Genomic DNA, 17135 nt, shown 5'->3' with positions numbered 1-17135 from the left:
GGAGGGCCTTTGTCTTTCGCGCGAGCGCTCAGCGAGGCGTCATGGGCGGACGACCCGGCAGGTGCCGGTACATGATCCGGCCCTTGGTCAGGTCGTAAGGCGAGAGCTCGAGAGAAACGCGGTCTCCCGCGAGGATGCGGATGTGGTTCTTGCGCATCTTGCCTCCGCTGTAGGCGACCAGCTGGTGGCCGTTCTCCAGGGTGACGCGGTACTTCGAGTCGGGCAGGACCTCATCGACCACGCCCTGCATTTCAATCAATTCTTCCTTGGCCATTCGTTCGCTTTGCTCTTGGATGTTGCGCCACACCGAAACGGCATGGCGGTCGATCCGTATGCCTTAGATGGGGCGAATCTTGGAAGCCTGCGGGCCCTTCTGGCCTTGCACGACTTCGAATTCAACCTTCTGGTTTTCCTGCAGGGTCTTGAAGCCCGAGGTCTGGATCTCGCTGAAGTGGGCGAACAGATCCTTGCCGCCATCATCCGGAGCGATGAAGCCAAAACCCTTGCTTTCGTTGAACCACTTGACGGTACCGGTTGCCATGAAACTAACTCCACAAATTACAGATGTGCTGCGTGGCACATGCCATCGCAGTGCACGGACACACAAAAGAACACCGTGGAGAGTCAACCGAGGCCAGGGACACGCGAAGTGTTCGAGCCAGTAGAGAGGTCTTGCCGGACGATCTGATGAATGACGAGCTCGCGTAGTTTAGTCACCTGCGCGGGTTTCGCCTAATCAGCTGTGGCAAACATTGCATTTGTCTGGCGCTCAGGCACCCGTGGCGGGCGAAAACATGGGTCAGATGTGCTTAGTCTGCAAGAAACCGGCAGTCCAGCCCGAAGCGCTCGCGCAGCTCGGCCGCCTTGGCCGGCGGCTCGCGGGTGAGCAGGGCGCACAGCGTGAAATTGCCCACGGTGCGGCCCTCGCGCAGGAACTGGTAGCTCCAGTCGACGATGTCTGCCCGCGCGAAGCTCAGGTTCTGGCCCCGCTTGACGGCCTTGACCGCCTGCGGCGGGTCCATCACCAAGCCGCTGAACTGATCCCCCGTCCAGGTGAGGCGGTTGATCCATAGGTACTCGGTGTTCTGGCCCTCGCGCACACCCACCTTGACGGCGAAGCCGCTCGCACCCGGCGGCGGGCTTTGCACGCGCTTCAGAAACTCGTCGAGCGTGCTGCGGGCCTGGGCAATCGCCTTGTCCATCGCGGCGTCATGCGTGACGCCGGCGCGCGGCGGCTCCGGCGCTTCGCTGCTCTTCTGGCAGCCCGCGAGGAGCAGCAGCGCCGCGGCGCCCGCTGCCAGCGCCGCTGCCATACCGTGATTGCGCCTCATGCGCCCTTCTTGAGCTCGGCGTCGCGCAGTTCGCGGCGCAGGATCTTGCCCACGGGCGTCTTGGGCAGCTCGGCGCGGAACTCGATGAACTTGGGCTTCTTGTAGCCGGTGAGCTGCTCCTCGCAGAACTTCTTTAGCTCGGCTTCCGTCAGCGCCGGGTCCTTCTTGACCACGAAGGCCTTCACCGCTTCGCCGCTGGCCTTGTCGGGCACGCCGATCACCGCGCACTCCAGCACGCCCGGGTGCATGACCAGCACGCCTTCGACCTCGTTGGGGTACACGTTGAAGCCGCTCACGAGGATCATGTCCTTGATGCGGTCCACGATCTTGATGTAGCCGCGATCGTCGATCACACCGACGTCGCCGCTCTTGAAGAAGCCGTCCGGCGTCATGACCTTGGCGGTTTCGTCCGGGCGGTTCCAGTAGCCGGCCATGACCGTGGTGCCGCGGATCGCGATTTCTCCGCGCTCGCCCATCGGCACTTCGGCGCCCTGGTCATTGATCAGCTTGATGTCCACGCTCGGCAAAGGCAGGCCGATGGTGCCGGTGTAGGCGTCATTGTCGGTGGGGTTGCAGGTCACGGCGGCGGCGGTTTCCGAAAGGCCGTAGCCCTCCACGATCGGGCAGCCGGTGGTGGCGAGCCACTTCTTGGCCACAGCCTCCTGCACCTGCATGCCGCCGCCCACGCTGATGCGCAGGCCGCTGAAGTTCAGCTTGGCAAACTCGGCGTTGTTGGCCAGTGCGTTGAACAGGGTGTTCACCGCCGGGAAGATGTGGAACACGCGCCCCGTGAGCGTCTTGATCAGGCCCGGTATGTCGCGCGGGTTGGGGATCAGGATGTTCATGCCGCCGGTGCGCATGGCCAGCAGCACGCCCGAGACCAGCGAGAACACGTGATACATCGGCAGCGCGCAGATGAACACCGGCTGCTCGATGCGACCCTGCTTGTGGATGCCCGGATTCATCCAGGCTTCGCAGGCCAGCAGGTTGGCGATCAGGGTCTTGTGCAGCAGGATCGCGCCCTTGGACACGCCCGTGGTGCCGCCCGTGTACTGCAGGAAGGCCACGTCGTTGTGGCTCAGCTCCACGCGGCTGAGCTTGGTGGCCGCGCCAGCCGCCAGCGCCGCGGGGTAGGGCACCACCTTTACGTTGCCGGGCATGGAATAGGCCGGCACCATCTTCTTCACGTACTTCACGACCGCGTTGACGATCACGCCCTTCAGGCCGCCGAGCAGGTCGCCCATGCGCGCCATGATGACCGTGCGGCACGGCGTCTTGTCGATCACCTGGGCGAGCGTGTGCGCAAAGTTCTCCAGGATCACGATCGCCTTTGCGCCGCTGTCATTGAGCTGGTGCTCCAGTTCGCGCGGGGTGTACAGCGGGTTCACGTTCACCACGATGTAGCCGGCGCGGATGATGGCGGCCAGCGCAATCGGGTACTGCAGCACGTTGGGCATCATGACCGCAATGCGGTCGCCGCGCGCAAAGCCCAGGCTCTGGAAGTAGCCGCCCAGCTGTTTCGAAAGCGCGTCGATGTCCGCAAAGCTCAACTGCTTGCCCATGCACTCGTAGGCCGGGCGGTCCGCATAGCGCTGGAAGGCCTCTTCCATCAGATGCTGCAGCGAGCTGTATTGATTGATGTCGACCGTTTCCGGCACGCCCTTGGGGTACTGGCTCAGCCAGGGCTTGTTCATGGTGTGTCCCTCCGTCTTGTTGTGGTGTCTTGTACCGGTCTGATCAGACCGGGTTCGCGATGTCGATGAACGTGTGTTCGATGCCGAAGCGCTGCGCCAGGTGCTCACCGACCGCCTGCACACCATAGCGCTCGGTGGCGTGGTGGCCGGCGGCGATGAAGGCCACGCCGGACTCCTGCGCCAGATGGTAGGTGGGTTCGCTGGCCTCGCCGGTGATGAACAGATCGCAGCCCGCGGCGATCGCGGCGTCGAAGTAGCCCTGCGCGCCGCCCGTGCACCAGCCCACGCGGCGGATCACGCGGTCCGGGCTGCCCAGCAGTTGCGGCGGGCGCTCCAGATGCTGCTCGATGCGCGCGACCCACTGCGCCGCGGTTTCCGGCTCCTGCAGGTCGGCGGCAAAGCCCAGGTCGTATTCGCCAAAGCGCTGGATGGCGATCAGCCCCAGGCGCGCGCCCAGCTGCGCGTTGTTGCCCATGACCGGGTGCGCATCCAGCGGCAGGTGGTAGGCGTAGAGGTTGATGTCGTTCTGCATCAGCCGGCGGATGCGCGCGGCCTTGGGCCCCGTGAGCGGTGCCGGCTCGTTCTTCCAGAAGTAGCCGTGGTGGACCAGGATCGTGTCGGCCTCGGCGGCGATCGCCGCCTGCAGCAGGGCCACGCTGGCGGTCACGCCCGTCACCAGGCGCTTGACCTTGGCGCGACCTTCAACCTGCAGGCCGTTCGGGCAATAATCCTTGAAGCGCGCGCTCTCCAGCGTCGCATCCAAGTAGGCGGTCAGCTCTTCCCGCTTCACAAGATTCCCTCTCCCTCATGCGCAAACTCTGGTTGATTTTCGCCCAAAGCGTCACGGTGCTGCTCGCGGCGCTGTTCGTTGTGGCTACCCTGAAACCGGAGTGGCTGCGCGCCAGCGGCCCCTTGTCGGGCGTGCAGCAGGTCATTACGCAGCCGCTGGGCTCGGGCGCGGCCACACCGCAGGGTGGCCCCATCACTGTCAAGGAAGCCACCGCCGTGGCCAAGCCCGTGGCCGTGCTGCCGGGCCACAGTATCGGCTTTGCAGATGCTGCGCGTCTGGCTGCGCCTGCCGTGGTCAACATCTTCACCACCAAACAGGTGAAGCCGCGGCGCAACGCGCCGGCCGACCCGTTCTTCCGCTTCTTTGGCAACCCCGACGACCGCAGCGGCGGCGGCCGCCAGGAAAACAGCCTGGGCAGCGGCGTGATCGTCTCTGCCCAGGGCGTGGTGCTCACCAACAACCACGTCATCGAAGGCGCCGACGAGATCGAGGTGGCGTTGAACGACGGCCGCCGCACCTTCGCCCGCGTGGTCGGCAGCGACCCCGAAACCGATCTCGCCGTGCTGCGCATCGACCTGCCCGAGCTCACGCCAATCACCCTGGCCCGTCTGGAAGCCACCCGCGTGGGCGACAGCGTGCTCGCCATCGGCAACCCCTTCGGCGTGGGTCAGACCGTGACCTCCGGCATCGTCAGTGCCCTGGGTCGCAGCCATCTGGGCATCAACACCTTCGAGAATTTCATCCAGACCGACGCAGCCATCAACCCTGGCAACTCAGGCGGCGCGCTGGTGGACGCGCAGGGGCACCTGCTGGGCATCAACACCGCCATCTTCTCGCGCGACGGCGGGTCCCTGGGCATCGGTTTTGCCATTCCGGTGTCCACCGCCAAGAACGTGATGGAGCAGATCCTCGCCAACGGCAAGGTGGTGCGCGGCTACATCGGCGTCGATCCACGCGATGTGGGCGAAGATTTCGTGGCCAAGTTCAAGCTGCCCAACACCGATGGCGTGCTGATTGACGGCGTGCTGGCCAACCAGCCCGCGGCGCGTGCCGGCATCCGCCGTGGCGACGTGCTCGTGGCCATCGACAACCTGCCCATCAAGGACACCGTCGGCCTGCTCAACAACGTGGCCTCCCTGCCGCCGGGTAAGGAGACGACAGTGCGCCTGTACCGCGAGGGCAAGCTCATCGAATTGCCGATCACGGTCGGTACCCGCCCCGCGGTCAAGCGCATCACCCAGCCGGAGTAGTGGCGCGTTCGGAGCGCAGCGGGCCGCCCCGCCGCGCAGGAGAGCGGATGTCGTTCATATTTGGCCGAAATCGGTTTATTTTGATTGGCTAATTAGCCGATTTCCGCATGTCTGATGCGGATCTCGGCTCGTTTGGGCTACCTATATTTTCCGTCCGAAATTGACTTATTCGCACTTGATGCAGCATTGAGTCAAGCGCATCCCGCGCCCCGCGTCACCCACGCTCTGCCGCTCCCCACCGCCTGCATGCTCTCCGCCCAGCCCCTGATGCACCTGCTGCCCGTGGTGGAAGCCGCCGCGACCCTGGCCTTTGCGGCCTCCGGGTTGATTGCCGCCGCGCGCAAGAAGCTGGATGTGGTCGGCCTGTGCGTCGTCGCCACGCTGGCGGCGTTTGGCGGCGGCACCTTGCGTGACGTGCTGCTCGATCGCCGGCCGTTCTACTGGGTCGAGCACTCGCCCTGGCTGTGGGTGATCCTTGGACTGTGCATTGCAGCCACCTTTCTGCTGCGCAAACGCCACCTCGCCATCACCGAGCGCGCCATGCAATGGCCCGACGCCCTCGGCCTCGGCCTGTTTACCGCCGTAGGCACGCAGCTCGCGCTCGCCCAGGCCATGCCGCCCATCGTCGCCGTGCTCATGGGCGTGATCACCGCGGTGTTCGGCGGCGTGCTGCGCGACATCGCCTGCAACGAAGTCCCCAAGGTCTTCAGCGACCACCAGCCCTACGCCGTCTGCGCCTTCCTCGGCGGCTGGGTGGCGGCGGCCGGCCATCAGCTGGGCTGGCCGAGCGAGGCCTCGCTCGCAGCCTCAGCGCTCGTCACCTGCGTGCTGCGCGTGGCGGCGATGGTCAGTGGCTTGAAGCTGCCGGGCTGGCGGGGGCAGTAGGGCGCTTCATACCCTGCCGGGCGTGCGAGCGCGCCATGCGGCGTTCGACTGCCCGCAGCCCGCCACCGCCTTGCTCATTGCGCCCGCAAGCTCTTGCGGATCACCAGCTTCAGGCCAGACCAGACCTCGCTGACGGCGCACATCTTCACATCCACAAAGCCCAGGGGCAGGGCGATCTCACGGATCACGTCCTCGGTGATGTCAGTGTCGCGCTTGGCGGCCTTCTTGGGCCAGGACACCCAGACCGCTGCGTCGGGGCGGATACGTTCGCGCAGCTTGCCAAGTTCGTCAGCCAGGGCCCTGCGCTGGGTGGCGAACAGATGGACGATGTCGGTGGTGGCTGACGCGGACTTCACGAAACGCACGCCCGGCGGCAAGGGCGCAAGCAGGTCGGCATAGTCTGCCGGCGCGTGGCTCGCGCAGACGGTGGCGCCGTCCTTGATGCCCAGCTTCTTGGCCAGCGGGGTACCGGAGTAGCCGGCTGTGCTGCCCGGATTGGGTTTGGCGGTGCTCATGGGCAACTCCCTGATGCTCGGGCCTGCGCGGTGGGCATCACTCGCTCTTGAACCCGATCTTCGCGTGCGTCCCGTCGCAGAAGGGCTTGGTGGCGCTGCCGCCGCAGCGGCACAGGCGCGCGTTGGTGATGCGGCAGACCATGCGGCCGGTGCCGGCCAGCACTTCCATGTTGCCGCTGACCTGCAGCGGGCCGTTGGGTTCGGGGTCGATGTGCAGGGGGCCGTCGCGCACGGCGAGCATGTCGGTCGGCAGGCCGTTGATGCCGGTGGGTGGCTCGCCGCTGGCGGCAAAGTTCACGTCGTGGTGGCTGCCGTCGCAGAAGGGCTTGTTCTTGCTCGCGCCACAGCGGCACAGGGTGGCGCGGTAGCCGATGGGTTCGCCGTCCAGCACGATGGGCGCGCGCACGCCGTAGGGGCCGGCCTCGCGCACGCTGATGAGGTTCACCGGCGGGGCGGATTCGTCGGGCTGGCCGTCCTTGCGGGCGTAGCGGATCGCGCCGCTCGGGCAGGCGTGGGCGATGTCGACCAGGCGCTCGGTGGGCATGGCGTCCGGGAAGATCCAGTCGCCCGGCGTGTTGGCCAGGAACACCTTGGGCGCGCCGGTCACGCAGAAGCGCGCATGGATGCAGCGCTTGCCTTCGAACAGGAGCGTGAGGTCGCGGCCCTGCACGTGCTCCACGCCGTCGATCTTGGTGCTGGTGGCGGTGCTCGATACGGCCGTTGCGGTGTCTGCCGAGGGCGCGTGGACGGGGGCCGGCATTGACACCGCCTGCATCACCACCGCAGAGCCTTCTATGCCGCCGGCGGCCTGCGCCTCGGCCAGCTGCGCGGCGGTGGCGGTGATGGTCACGCGCGGCAGCACCACGGGCCCGCGCGGCTCAAAGCCGATGCTGCCGCGCCGCGCCAAGCTGCGGAACAGCTTGGCGGCCTGCTCGGTGCGCGTGTGCGGGCTGGTGTGTGCCAGGGCCTCGGCCGCAGTGGCCAGTTCGGCCAGGCGCTCGATGAAGAAGCGCCGGCCGGCCTCGCCGGGCGGCAACGCGGCGGCGTCGCGCAGGGCGGTGAAGCTCATGCCGGCGTTGCACTGCGGGTTGGATTCGCCCGCCGGCAGGCGCGCGGCGTGCTCGGCCAGCAGGGTCATGGCGCGCATGAGGCCCACACCCAGGTCGACGGCCAGGGCTTTCTCGCCGCCGGGGCCGTGCACGCCGTAGCTCCAGGCCAGCAGGCGCAGCATGAGCCCGTAGCTGGCGTTGGCCACATCCACCGTGGCCGTGGCCTGCGGATCTTCCAGCCACACGCGCCCTTCGGGCTGCGGCGGGCGGCGCAGCACCGGGTTGGTGGCGGCCGGGTGGGCTGGCTTGAAACCGGGGTCCTGTGCCTTGAACTGCGCCAGCTCGCGGCGAATGGCCACAAAGCGCGCGTAGTGCGAGCCGGCACTGTCGGTCGGCGCGCCTTCACCCTGGCGCACGATGGCATCCAGCGCGGCCAGCGCCGTCTTGAGGCAGATGACCGGCTGCGCACCGTGCAGCGTGATCTCGGTGGGCGACATCTGCAGGGTGCGCGGGCCGCAGAAGGCCACGTCTTCACCGTGCGCGGCGCAGAAGCGCTCCAGTGCGCCGGCCAGGGTGCTGTAGAAGCTGCCGACGGTGTCGTAGTCCGTGGCCATGGGCGTGATGCGTGCGCCCGGTGCACCGCGCACGAACAGGCGCTCCGGCGCAAAGCCTTCGCCGTCGGGCTCGTCGCTGCCCTCGGGCCGCTCCAGAAAGATGAAGTGCTGCAGCGTGGCGTCGGTCAAGGGCGCGAGCTTCACCACCACACGCGCCGGCAGATACCCCGGGTCGAGCGGGAAGTTGGCGCGGCCAAAGCGCGGCGCACCGCCCAGCGCCGCCGTGATGTTCCACACCGCCACCAGATGGCCCATCTCCTCGATGGCCACGTCCAGAATTTCGCGCCGCCAGCGCGCCAGTGCCTCGGCCTGCGCCTCGGTCAGCCCTTCGGCCGTGCCCTGCTTCAGACTGAAGGCCGCATAGAGATAGGTGCACATCAGGTTGTGCTCCAGCTCCGCAGCTTCATACAGGGCGTGCAGCAGCAGCTCGCGGCTGGGGATGCCGGCCAGGGAGTTCACGGCGGGCGCCATGCCGGGCGGCATGGGGGCGGCGTTGGGCGAGGTCGACAGCTCGGACATGGCGGGGGCTCCGGGCAAAGTGGGCGGTTGCGGGCAGTTGGGGGCAGGCCACGGGCGGCACGCCTGCGGGCGCGGCAAGGCAGGGCGCAGCGGCAGTGTGTGCGCGTTGACCTTACACCCGGCAGATGCTGCGCTGATTGCGCGCAGGCCGGTCAATCACTTTCAGCCAGAAGATGGCTGAAAGTGAGTGAAATTTCAGAATCCTTGAGGCCGTTCTCGCTTGTTTCAAGGACGTCTTGGCGTGTTGGGCCTCAAGAAAAATACTGGCCGAAAATGTCCATCAGGCGTCCCGCGCCTGGCCGCCGAAGAGCGCGGGCTCGCCCTCTGCAATGCTGCGCAGAAAGTCCCAGACCACGCGAACGCGGCGCAGGCCGAAGAGTTCGCTCGGTGCGGCCAGCCAGAGCGTGCGCTTCACGCTCGCCTGGCCCGGCAGCACGCGGCGCAGGTTCGGGTCCGCGGCCTGCACATAGCGAGTAAGCATGCCCATGCCGATGCCGGCCGCGATGGCGGCGTGCTGGGCCAGCATGCCGGTGGCGGCAAACACGCGCCGGGGCTTGAGCTGCAGCTCGTCCAGGTAGCGCAGCGAGTCGCTGAGCAGGTAGTCCTGCACGTAGTCCACAAAGCGGTGCGCGGCCAGATCGTCCAGTGAGGCAACGGGCGGGTGCGCCGCCAGGTAGCTGCTGCTGGCGCAGAGGTCGTAGCGCAGGTCGGTCAGCCGTGTGACGTAGTAGCGGCCGCTGGCCGGCGGCTCCACCATCACCGCCAGGTCGGCCTCGCGTGCCGCCAGGCTGGGTGAACGCGGCAGGAGCAGCAGCTCGACTTGCAGCTCCGGGTGCTCCGCAAACAGCCGGGGCAGGCGCGGCGCCAGCACCATGGTGCCCAGCGCCTCCGGCACCGCCAGGCGCACCGTGCCCGCCACCGCCGCCGCCTCGCCCGTGATCTGCTCGGCCGCAGTCAGCAGCTGCGCCTCCATCGCCTCTGCGTGGCCGCGCAACACCTGCCCGGCGGCGGTCAGCGTCAGCCCCGCCCGGCTGCGCTCGAACAGCGGCCTGCCAAGTTGCTCCGTCAGCCGTTGCAGCCGCCGCGCCACGGTCGTGTGCTCCACATCCAGCCGCCGCGCCGCACCCGCATGGCTGCCGGTGCGCGCGACTTCGAGGAAGTAGCGCAGGTCGGACCAGTCGGGGAGGGGGTTGGGTGGGGGTGTGCGGGAATGGAGGGGGGTCTGGTTGCTGGGCGGCTTCATGTGTGCAATTTTGCCGTCACGCGTCTGCGATTGGCGCTGCGTACCGCAAATTGCCGTCAATTGCTCCGGCGCCGTTCCGGCAGGTCTCAACCCGTGATCTCGTCAAAGTTGCGGCGGGCTATGTGGGCTGCGGCCTGCGTTACGCAGCGCACGCTCGGCATGCCCTGCTCTAGGTGGCGCCGATTGAGCGATCGCTCCCACGGAGTTCAGCCGCGACCTCAAAGAGTGCAGCGATCAGCGGCGAGTCTCTGCGCTCCCGCCGGCAGATCAGATGAACATGTGTTGCCATGTCGCTGTCCAGCACGGGCAGCTTGACCAGACGCATGTCTGCGACATACGCCGTATCTGCAACCACGCCAAGACCCATACCCTGGGCGACGGCTTCGCGTACGGCTTCCCGGCTACCCATCTCGACGGCCACTTGAAAGGCGAGTCCCTGTCGTTGCATGGCCTCTTCAAACACGCGCCGGGTGGTCGAACCTTCCTCGCGAATGACGAATCGCTGCTGGTGCAAGTCCCTCATGCACACAGCTTTCTGTGATGCCAGGGGGTGATCTGCTGCAGCAAAGACGACCAAGGGCTGCCGACGATGTTCCAAGCAATCCAGAGCGGGATCCAGGCGGGGGTTCAGCACGAGGCCGACATCCCCTTGATGATCGAGGATCCGCGAGACGATCGTGCGCGAATCGCCCACTTTCACCACCAGGCTGACTTGAGGGTAACGCCGCGCAAAGACACGCAGAATCGGAACCACGTTGTACGGGCCGATTGCGTGGATCACAAGGCGACCGGCGTATCGATTCTGAGCGGCGAGCAGCAGCGCCTGCGCATCCTGTTCCGCGCTGAAGATCCGTCTCGTGTGATCGAGCAGCAGGCGCCCGAAGTCCGTGAGTTCCAGGCGTCGCCCACGACGCTGGAAGAGTTCAACGCCGTGCACCTGCTCAAGTCGTGCGATGTGCGCGGACAAGGTGGGCTGCTGCAAGCCGAGCGTGTGCGCAGCTCCGGTCATGCTGCCTGCACGGGCGATCGCGTCAAAGGCTTTCAGTGCGGCCAGAAGGCTGAGGCCTGACATGGCTGATCCATAGATGACATCAATGATGACCTTCGATTCTCAGGGTCGAAATGTCACTGTGATGACACGCCGGGTGCAGAAACTGCCGTCTCATGACGCAACACCTCGCTTCCGCCCAACCTGATTGGCTGATCCAGCTTCGCGATGTCCGCGTGGCCTACCCCGGGGGCATCGAGGCCTTGCAAAGAACGCAGTTGAACGTGGCGCCAGGGGAGTTTCTGGTGCTTCTAGGTGCATCAGGCGCGGGCAAGTCCACGCTCCTGCGCTGTCTGAACGGGCTGGTCGACGCCACCGACGGCACCGTGAATGTTCACGGCTTGCAGGGCGGCGCGCTGAATCCGGCCAACCTTCGCGCGCACCGGCAACGCTGCGGCATGGTGTTTCAGCAGCACCACCTGATCGGCCGTGAGACGGTGCTGGCGAACGTGCTCATGGGTTGCCTGGGCAGGTACCACGCCTTGCGCACTCTGCTGCCATGGAGTCGTTCCGACAAGCTGCTCGCGTTGGAGGTGCTGGATCGGGTCGGTCTTCTAGAGAAAGCCCTGGTGCGCGCAGACACGCTTTCCGGTGGTCAGCAGCAGCGTGTGGGCATCGCCCGGGCGCTGATCCAGCGGCCGACGATTCTTCTTGCGGACGAGCCGGTGGCCAGTCTGGACCCGGCAACTGCCGAGAACGTGATGAACCTGCTTCACCACATCTGCACGCACGACCGACTGACTGCCATAGTCAGCCTGCATCAAGTGGCGCTGGCGCGGCGTTACGCCGACCGCATTGTCGGATTGCGCAATGGTCGTGTGGTGTTTGACGGCCCACCAGCCGCACTGAGTCATGAGCTGCAGATCGAGCTCTACGGCGCAGTCAGTGCCGCCAGCGATGCACCTCCACACGCAGCACGCTTGCCGGAGCCGTCGTGCGCTGCGCCCGTGCCGGCTCTTTCAGCATCTGCCTGATGGCAATCAGTCCGCGTCTGGCTGAGGCCAGCGCCTTTCACGCAAGGAGTTCACATGCCAACCCGTCGTCTTGCTCTTGCCGCGCTTGTCCTCGGCGCGCTCGCCAGCCTGCTGCCTGCCTTGTCGCACGCGCAGGGTCGCGATCCTGCACGCTTGCGCGTCGCGTTGCTGCCGGACGAAAACGCGTCCAGCATCATCCAGAACGCCCAGCCGCTCAAGCAGTACCTGGAGCAGACCTTGAAGAAGGACATCGAGCTGGTCGTCACGACAGACTACTCGTCGATGATCGAGGCCATGCGCTTCGGCCGGATCGAGGTGGCCTATTTCGGTCCCTTCTCTTATGTGCTGGCCAAGTCGCGCGCACCGGCCATCGAACCCTTCGCAGTGGGTGTGGAGCGCGGTTCACCGACCTACCAGTCGGTGCTGATCGCCACCGCGGGCGGGCCCGTCAAGACCCTGGAAGACATCCGCGGCAAGGCCTTCGGATTTGGTGATCAGGCATCGACCTCCAGCCATCTGGCACCGCGCGCGCATCTGATGAGGAAGGCGCGACTCGATGGTGAGCGCGACTACCGGGTGGTGCACCTCGGTACGCACGACGCGGTGGCTCGCGCAGTACAGGCTGGCCAAGTGCCTGCAGGCGCGCTGTCCAAACCCATTCTCGACAACCTGATCAAGCGGGGCACGATCGATCCGACCAAGATCGTCGAACTCGATCTGTCTGCCCCGATTCCCAACTACCCCATCGTGATGCAGGGCAATCTGGCACCGTCGCTCAAGCGGGGTATCCGCGACGCATTTCTCGGCATCAAGGACAAGGAGGTGCTCAAGGCATTCCGTGTCGAAGCCTTTGCGCCCACCACCGATGAGGCCTACAACGTCCTGCGCGAGACCGCCACCGTGCTCAAGCTCGACCTGGGGAGCATGAAGTGAGCGATGCGGTGATGCAGACACTGCTTGCCGAAGACGCCCGGCGGCGCCGGCGCAGCCTTGGTGTGGGCGGTCTGCTCCTTGCGTGTGCTCTCCTCGCGCTGGCCATCACCGGCTTCTTCGACGCACAGCGCTTTGCCGACGGCATTCCTGCGCTGCTGCAGCTGGGCTCCGAGATGGTGCCGCCCAACTTTGCGCGTTGGCAAAGTTGGGTGCGCCCGCTCTTCGATACCCTGGCCATGTCGGTGGCAGGCACCGCACTGACCATCTTCATGTCCTTGCCTCTGGCGCTGCTGGCCTCGCCGAACACCGCGCCACACCCCTGGGTGCTGCGCGCCGCGCGCACCGTGATTGCGGCCTTCCGCTCGGTTCCTGAAATCATCCTGGGCATCATCTTTGTTGCCGCGGTCGGATTCGGTGCACTACCCGGCGTGCTGGCACTGGCCTTGCACTCCACTGGCATGGTGGCCAAGTTCTACGCAGAGGCCATCGAGCACGTCGATCCCAAGCCCCTGGAGGCGGCTACTGCTGCAGGTGCAAGCCGCCTGCAAGTGATCAGCCATGCGGTGCTGCCCCAGGTGCTGCCTCAGCTCGCCGACATCACGATCTACCGATGGGAGTACCACTTTCGAGCCTCGGCCGTGCTCGGCATTGTGGGTGCCGGGGGAATCGGCTTCGAGCTGATGGCCGCACTGCGCCTGATCAAGTATGACGAGGTCGCCGCGATCCTTCTGTGTGTGCTGGCCTGCGTGATGGTGGTTGACGGACTGGGCGCGGCGCTGCGCCGCCGCCTCAAGTGATCGGAGACGGAGTGAAGCGGATTGTCTTGAGCCAGCCTGTGCACGCCGAGGTGCTGGCCCGACTGCAGGCGGTGGCGGAAGTCGTGATGAACCTCGGCCCAGACCCTTGGACTGCGGACGTTCTCGCCGAACACTTGCGCACAGCCGATGGCTGGATGGCGTTCATGACCGATCGGATCGACACCGAGGTTCTTGCGCGAGCCCCTCGTTTGCGCGCGGTGGCCTGCGCACTCAAGGGGTATGACAACTTTGATCTTGCCGCCTGCGCGCGCGCCGGCGTGACCGTAAGTTTCGTCCCAGACCTGCTGACCGAACCAACCGCTGAGCTGGCCCTTGGGCTGGCAATTGCTGCCGGCCGCCACATTCTGGACGGCGATCGGCGCGTTCGTGCGGGCTACGGCGGATGGCGCCCGTCACTGTATGGCACCGGGCTGAACGGTTCGACAGTTGCTGTCGTCGGGCTGGGAGCAGTGGGGCGTGCGATCGTCGACCGATTGCAAGGATTTGGCTGCGCCCGGGTGCTGGGTGTCGATCCAATGCAGATAGACGCCAGGACTGAACCGGTCGACCTCGCGACTGCGTTCACGCTTGCGCGTCATGTGCTGCTCGCGGTGCCCCTGACGGAGCAGTCGTTTCACCTTGTGGACGATGAGTTGCTTGCCCACGTGCACCAGGGGCAGATTCTGGTGAACGTCGGGCGCGGGTCGGTGGTCGATGAACATGCCGTGCTTCGCGCGCTCAACGCCGGTCGCCTTGGCGCGTATGCAGCCGATGTGTACGAGATGGAGGACTGGAATCTGCCCGACCGCCCGGACTCCATTCCCGAAGGACTGATTAATCATCCGCGCACTACGTTTACGCCTCATCTTGGGTCGGCTGTGCGTGAGGTCCGGCTGGCCATCGAGATGCGGGCTGCCGACAATCTGCTCGCTGCGCTGGCCGGCAGGTCAATCGACAATCCCGCGTACGTGGCTGTGGCTTAGCGGCCCCGCTGAATACCCGGCGGTGTGGCGACTTCGCTGAAGCCGCCGGCCGGGTGCCTTGTGTCACCCCGCAGGAGCATTCCGATGAGTGTGCGCCTCCGCGGACCGCGTACTACGCGAATTGACCGGGAGATTGGCCAAGAGAATCTCCGGGCGGTCAAGCGTTCGCGTACGCGTCGGTCGGCGAGACTGGCTCTCCAATCGCCAAGCCGCTCGCGCACCGAGCCTGCGAGTCGCGCATCCGTGCAAATTTGCCGCTACCCCGAGCATTCTTGCGCCTGTTCTGTGCGATCTCGCAGGGCTAAGGTCCGTCACACAGACGGCCTGGCCGGTGATGTTGTTGCCGACATGGGCTGCGTTCCAACCCCACCGGGAGGAGACATCCCATGACGACCCTTCGCTCCACGCGGCGCGCGCTTGTGCTTGGCGCGCTTCCTTTGGCCATTGCGCTCACCGCCTGCGGCGGCTCATCCTCCGGCGACACAGCCGGCGCGGGGCCGGTGAATGCCAAGCCGTCCTACATCCGTGCGGTGTCGGTGCTTTCGTACAACGGCAGCACAGACGATCTGCTCACTGGCGGTCTGGGCTGGGACGGCCTGGCCGGGGCGGCGCCTGCGGTGTCGGCCACACCCACGGCGGCAGAACTGCGGCGCCGCGCGATCTACAACAACTACCGCGCGCTGGTGGACTTCACGGCGGCCGGCGGCTACGGGCGCCTGTACGGGCCGAACGTGGCGCTGGACGGCACAGTGAACGCAGCAGCGGGGGCGGGCAAGATCGCCGGGAAGGAGTACATCGCCTACGCCGACCCGGACGGGACCGGCCGCGTGAACGTGGTGGTGATGGCGCAGATTCCCGCCAGCTTCGACCCCGCCAACCCCTGCATCGTCACCGCCACCTCCAGCGGTTCGCGCGGGGTGTACGGCGCCGTCTCGGCGGCGGGCGAATGGGGCCTGAAGCGCGGCTGCGCCGTGGCCTATACCGACAAGGGCTCGGGCAACGGCGGGCATGAGCTGGGCTCGGGCATCGTCACCTTCCTGGACGGCACGCTGGGCACCGCGGCCAGCCTGGGTGCCGGCAGCCACTTCACGGCCAATGTGCTGCCCGCGGATCTGGCGGCCTTCAATGCGGCCAACCCCTTCCGCTATGCCTTCAAGCACGCGCACAGCCAGCAGAACCCGGAGAAGGACTGGGGCCGCAACACCCTGCAGGCCGTCGAGTTCACGCTCTGGGCGCTCAATGAGGAATACGGCCCGGTGGGTGCCAATGGCGTGCGCGGTGTGCGCATCACGCCGGCCAACACTACAGTGATTGCCGCAGGGGTGTCCAACGGCGGTGGTGCGGCGCTGGCCGCTGCCGAGCAGGATGCCGGCGGCCTGATCGACGCCGTGGTGGTGGGTGAGCCGCAGATCAACCTGCGTCTACCCGCCGGCCTGCAGGTTCAGCGTGGCGGCAACAACGTGGCCGCCTTCGGCCGCACGCTGTACGACTACACGACCCTGGCCAACCTGCTGCAGCCCTGCGCGGCCTATGCACCGGCCAATGCAGCATCGCCCTTCCTTGCGGCCATCAACGCCACCATTGCGCAGAACCGCTGCGCGGCGCTGGCCGCAGCGGGCGTGATCACCGGCGCCACCTTCGCAGACCAGGCCAATGCCGCACTGGCTGCACTGCGCGCTGCGGGTTGGGAGGCCGACAGCGATCTGCTGCACGCCAGCCATTGGGCCACCCAGGCCACGCCCGGTGTGGCCGTGACCTACGCCAACGCCTACTCGCGCGCCAGCGTGACCGAGAACCTCTGCGGCTTCTCCTTTGCCACCACCAGCGCCACCACCGGCCAGCCGGCTGCAGCCGCCGCCTCGCCCATGGGCCTGCTGTTTGCGCAGGGCAACGGCGTACCGCCCACGGGCGGTGTGAATCTGGTGGTGAATTCCGCCGCCGGGCCGATCCTGCACACCCTGGCCGACGGCAACGCGGGCACCACCGGCGCGCTGTGCCTGCGCGCGCTCTGGACGGGCACGGACGCGGCTGCCACCAAACTCAAGGCCGGGGTGGACGAGATCCGCCTGACGGGCAACCTGCGCGGCAAGCCGGCGATCATCGTGCACGGCCGCAGCGATGCGCTGGTGCCCATGAACCACACCACGCGCCCCTACTTCGGCATGAACCGCCTGGCCGAAGGCGCGAGCAGCAAGCTTTCGGTGATCGAGGTGACCAACGCCCAGCACTTCGACACCTTCATCGCCGCCGTGCCCGGCTATGCAGACCGCTACATCCCCATGCACCACTACAACATCCAGGCGCTGAATCAGATGTGGGCGCACCTCAAGAGCAGCGCGCCGCTGCCGGCCAGCCAGGTCGTGCGTACCGTGCCGCGCGGCACGGGCGCCCCGGCGATTGACGTTGCGGCGAACCTGCCGCCGATCGTCGCCACTCCCGCGGCCGGCAACGCCATCAGCTTCAACGCCGGCGTGGTGAACGTGCCGGAGTAAGCCGCAGCGCAGTGCACG

At 66.6% G+C, this 17135-nt stretch carries 16 protein-coding genes; 7 read left to right on the top strand and 9 right to left on the bottom strand.

Annotated elements, in window-relative coordinates:
- Positions 1-28: 28 nt before the first annotated feature.
- The 5 genes from infA to ACMDW7_RS15090 all read right to left on the bottom strand — a co-directional run bounded on the left by infA (position 29) and on the right by ACMDW7_RS15090 (position 3815).
- Complete coding sequence (gene infA, locus ACMDW7_RS15110) at positions 29-274, bottom strand: translation initiation factor IF-1 (RefSeq protein ID WP_054125079.1); 246 nt, start codon at positions 272-274, stop codon at positions 29-31.
- 63 nt (positions 275-337) lie between these two features.
- The gene (locus ACMDW7_RS15105) at positions 338-541 is read right to left on the bottom strand and encodes a cold-shock protein (RefSeq protein ID WP_054125078.1); all 204 of its coding nucleotides are present in this window, start codon (positions 539-541) and stop codon (positions 338-340) included.
- 268 nt (positions 542-809) lie between these two features.
- A complete protein-coding gene (locus ACMDW7_RS15100) occupies positions 810-1331 on the bottom strand; it encodes a YegJ family protein (protein ID WP_377302966.1) in 522 nt (173 codons plus the stop codon).
- Entirely contained in the window at positions 1328-3025 is a 1698-nt protein-coding gene (locus ACMDW7_RS15095; protein ID WP_377302968.1) for a long-chain-fatty-acid--CoA ligase, read from the bottom strand. Before ACMDW7_RS15095 ends, ACMDW7_RS15100 begins: the two co-directional genes overlap by 4 nt.
- A 43-nt stretch (positions 3026-3068) precedes the next feature.
- On the bottom strand, positions 3069-3815 hold the full coding sequence (locus ACMDW7_RS15090) for a Nif3-like dinuclear metal center hexameric protein (protein ID WP_377302970.1): 747 nt from the start codon (positions 3813-3815) through the stop codon (positions 3069-3071).
- A 17-nt stretch (positions 3816-3832) separates the two neighbouring features.
- Between ACMDW7_RS15090 and ACMDW7_RS15085 the strand changes: the two genes are divergently transcribed.
- Positions 3833-5065: a S1C family serine protease gene (locus ACMDW7_RS15085; RefSeq protein ID WP_377302972.1), complete on the top strand. Its 1233-nt coding sequence runs from the start codon at positions 3833-3835 to the stop codon at positions 5063-5065.
- A gap of 246 nt (positions 5066-5311) precedes the next feature.
- Positions 5312-5950, top strand: a complete 639-nt coding sequence (locus tag ACMDW7_RS15080; protein ID WP_377302974.1) for a trimeric intracellular cation channel family protein — start codon at positions 5312-5314, stop codon at positions 5948-5950.
- Between the two features lie 74 nt (positions 5951-6024).
- Here the strand turns inward: ACMDW7_RS15080 and ACMDW7_RS15075 are convergent, their stop codons facing one another.
- The 4 genes from ACMDW7_RS15075 to ACMDW7_RS15060 all read right to left on the bottom strand — a co-directional run bounded on the left by ACMDW7_RS15075 (position 6025) and on the right by ACMDW7_RS15060 (position 10962).
- Positions 6025-6465, bottom strand: coding sequence for a DUF3052 domain-containing protein (locus tag ACMDW7_RS15075; RefSeq protein WP_377302976.1), 441 nt, complete (start codon positions 6463-6465; stop codon positions 6025-6027).
- Positions 6466-6502: 37 nt separating this feature from the next.
- Positions 6503-8647, bottom strand: a complete 2145-nt coding sequence (locus ACMDW7_RS15070) for a ferritin-like domain-containing protein (RefSeq protein ID WP_377302978.1) — start codon at positions 8645-8647, stop codon at positions 6503-6505.
- A 280-nt stretch (positions 8648-8927) separates the two neighbouring features.
- The gene (locus ACMDW7_RS15065; RefSeq protein ID WP_377302980.1) at positions 8928-9890 is read right to left on the bottom strand and encodes a LysR family transcriptional regulator; all 963 of its coding nucleotides are present in this window, start codon (positions 9888-9890) and stop codon (positions 8928-8930) included.
- Positions 9891-10059: 169 nt separating this feature from the next.
- Complete coding sequence (locus ACMDW7_RS15060; RefSeq protein WP_377302982.1) at positions 10060-10962, bottom strand: LysR substrate-binding domain-containing protein; 903 nt, start codon at positions 10960-10962, stop codon at positions 10060-10062.
- 92 nt (positions 10963-11054) lie between these two features.
- Between ACMDW7_RS15060 and phnC the strand changes: the two genes are divergently transcribed.
- From phnC to ACMDW7_RS15035, 5 genes are all read left to right on the top strand, one after another.
- Positions 11055-11912, top strand: coding sequence for a phosphonate ABC transporter ATP-binding protein (phnC, locus tag ACMDW7_RS15055; protein WP_377302984.1), 858 nt, complete (start codon positions 11055-11057; stop codon positions 11910-11912).
- A 54-nt stretch (positions 11913-11966) separates the two neighbouring features.
- Positions 11967-12845, top strand: coding sequence for a phosphate/phosphite/phosphonate ABC transporter substrate-binding protein (gene phnD / locus ACMDW7_RS15050; RefSeq protein WP_377302986.1), 879 nt, complete (start codon positions 11967-11969; stop codon positions 12843-12845).
- A gap of 11 nt (positions 12846-12856) precedes the next feature.
- Positions 12857-13642 carry a phosphonate ABC transporter, permease protein PhnE gene (phnE, locus tag ACMDW7_RS15045; protein ID WP_377304240.1) on the top strand — a complete coding sequence of 262 codons (786 nt, stop codon included), beginning with the start codon at positions 12857-12859 and terminating at the stop codon, positions 13640-13642.
- An 11-nt stretch (positions 13643-13653) separates the two neighbouring features.
- The gene (locus ACMDW7_RS15040) at positions 13654-14625 is read left to right on the top strand and encodes an NAD(P)-dependent oxidoreductase (RefSeq protein ID WP_377302988.1); all 972 of its coding nucleotides are present in this window, start codon (positions 13654-13656) and stop codon (positions 14623-14625) included.
- Between the two features lie 386 nt (positions 14626-15011).
- Positions 15012-17117, top strand: a complete 2106-nt coding sequence (locus ACMDW7_RS15035; RefSeq protein ID WP_377302990.1) for a 3-hydroxybutyrate oligomer hydrolase family protein — start codon at positions 15012-15014, stop codon at positions 17115-17117.
- The last annotated feature ends 18 nt before the right edge of the window (positions 17118-17135 follow it).

The sequence above is a fragment of the Piscinibacterium candidicorallinum genome (assembly GCF_047549485.1).
In the GTDB taxonomy this organism is placed as follows: Bacteria; Pseudomonadota; Gammaproteobacteria; order Burkholderiales; family Burkholderiaceae_C; genus Piscinibacterium; species Piscinibacterium candidicorallinum.
This window is presented reverse-complemented; position numbering and strand designations above follow the sequence as displayed.

Excerpts from the sequence above, each read along its gene's own strand:
- ACMDW7_RS15035 (WP_377302990.1), top strand. The coding sequence starts at position 15,012 with ATGACGACCCTTCGCTCCACGCGGCGCGCGCTTGTGCTTGGCGCGCTT.
- ACMDW7_RS15060 (WP_377302982.1), bottom strand. The coding sequence starts at position 10,962 with ATGTCAGGCCTCAGCCTTCTGGCCGCACTGAAAGCCTTTGACGCGATC.
- ACMDW7_RS15105 (WP_054125078.1), bottom strand. The coding sequence starts at position 541 with ATGGCAACCGGTACCGTCAAGTGGTTCAACGAAAGCAAGGGTTTTGGC.
- ACMDW7_RS15070 (WP_377302978.1), bottom strand. The coding sequence starts at position 8,647 with ATGTCCGAGCTGTCGACCTCGCCCAACGCCGCCCCCATGCCGCCCGGC.
- infA (WP_054125079.1), bottom strand. The coding sequence starts at position 274 with ATGGCCAAGGAAGAATTGATTGAAATGCAGGGCGTGGTCGATGAGGTC.
- phnD (WP_377302986.1), top strand. The coding sequence starts at position 11,967 with ATGCCAACCCGTCGTCTTGCTCTTGCCGCGCTTGTCCTCGGCGCGCTC.
- ACMDW7_RS15065 (WP_377302980.1), bottom strand. The coding sequence starts at position 9,890 with ATGAAGCCGCCCAGCAACCAGACCCCCCTCCATTCCCGCACACCCCCA.
- ACMDW7_RS15085 (WP_377302972.1), top strand. The coding sequence starts at position 3,833 with ATGCGCAAACTCTGGTTGATTTTCGCCCAAAGCGTCACGGTGCTGCTC.
- ACMDW7_RS15080 (WP_377302974.1), top strand. The coding sequence starts at position 5,312 with ATGCTCTCCGCCCAGCCCCTGATGCACCTGCTGCCCGTGGTGGAAGCC.
- ACMDW7_RS15100 (WP_377302966.1), bottom strand. The coding sequence starts at position 1,331 with ATGAGGCGCAATCACGGTATGGCAGCGGCGCTGGCAGCGGGCGCCGCG.
- ACMDW7_RS15075 (WP_377302976.1), bottom strand. The coding sequence starts at position 6,465 with ATGAGCACCGCCAAACCCAATCCGGGCAGCACAGCCGGCTACTCCGGT.
- phnC (WP_377302984.1), top strand. The coding sequence starts at position 11,055 with ATGACGCAACACCTCGCTTCCGCCCAACCTGATTGGCTGATCCAGCTT.
- phnE (WP_377304240.1), top strand. The coding sequence starts at position 12,857 with ATGCAGACACTGCTTGCCGAAGACGCCCGGCGGCGCCGGCGCAGCCTT.
- ACMDW7_RS15095 (WP_377302968.1), bottom strand. The coding sequence starts at position 3,025 with ATGAACAAGCCCTGGCTGAGCCAGTACCCCAAGGGCGTGCCGGAAACG.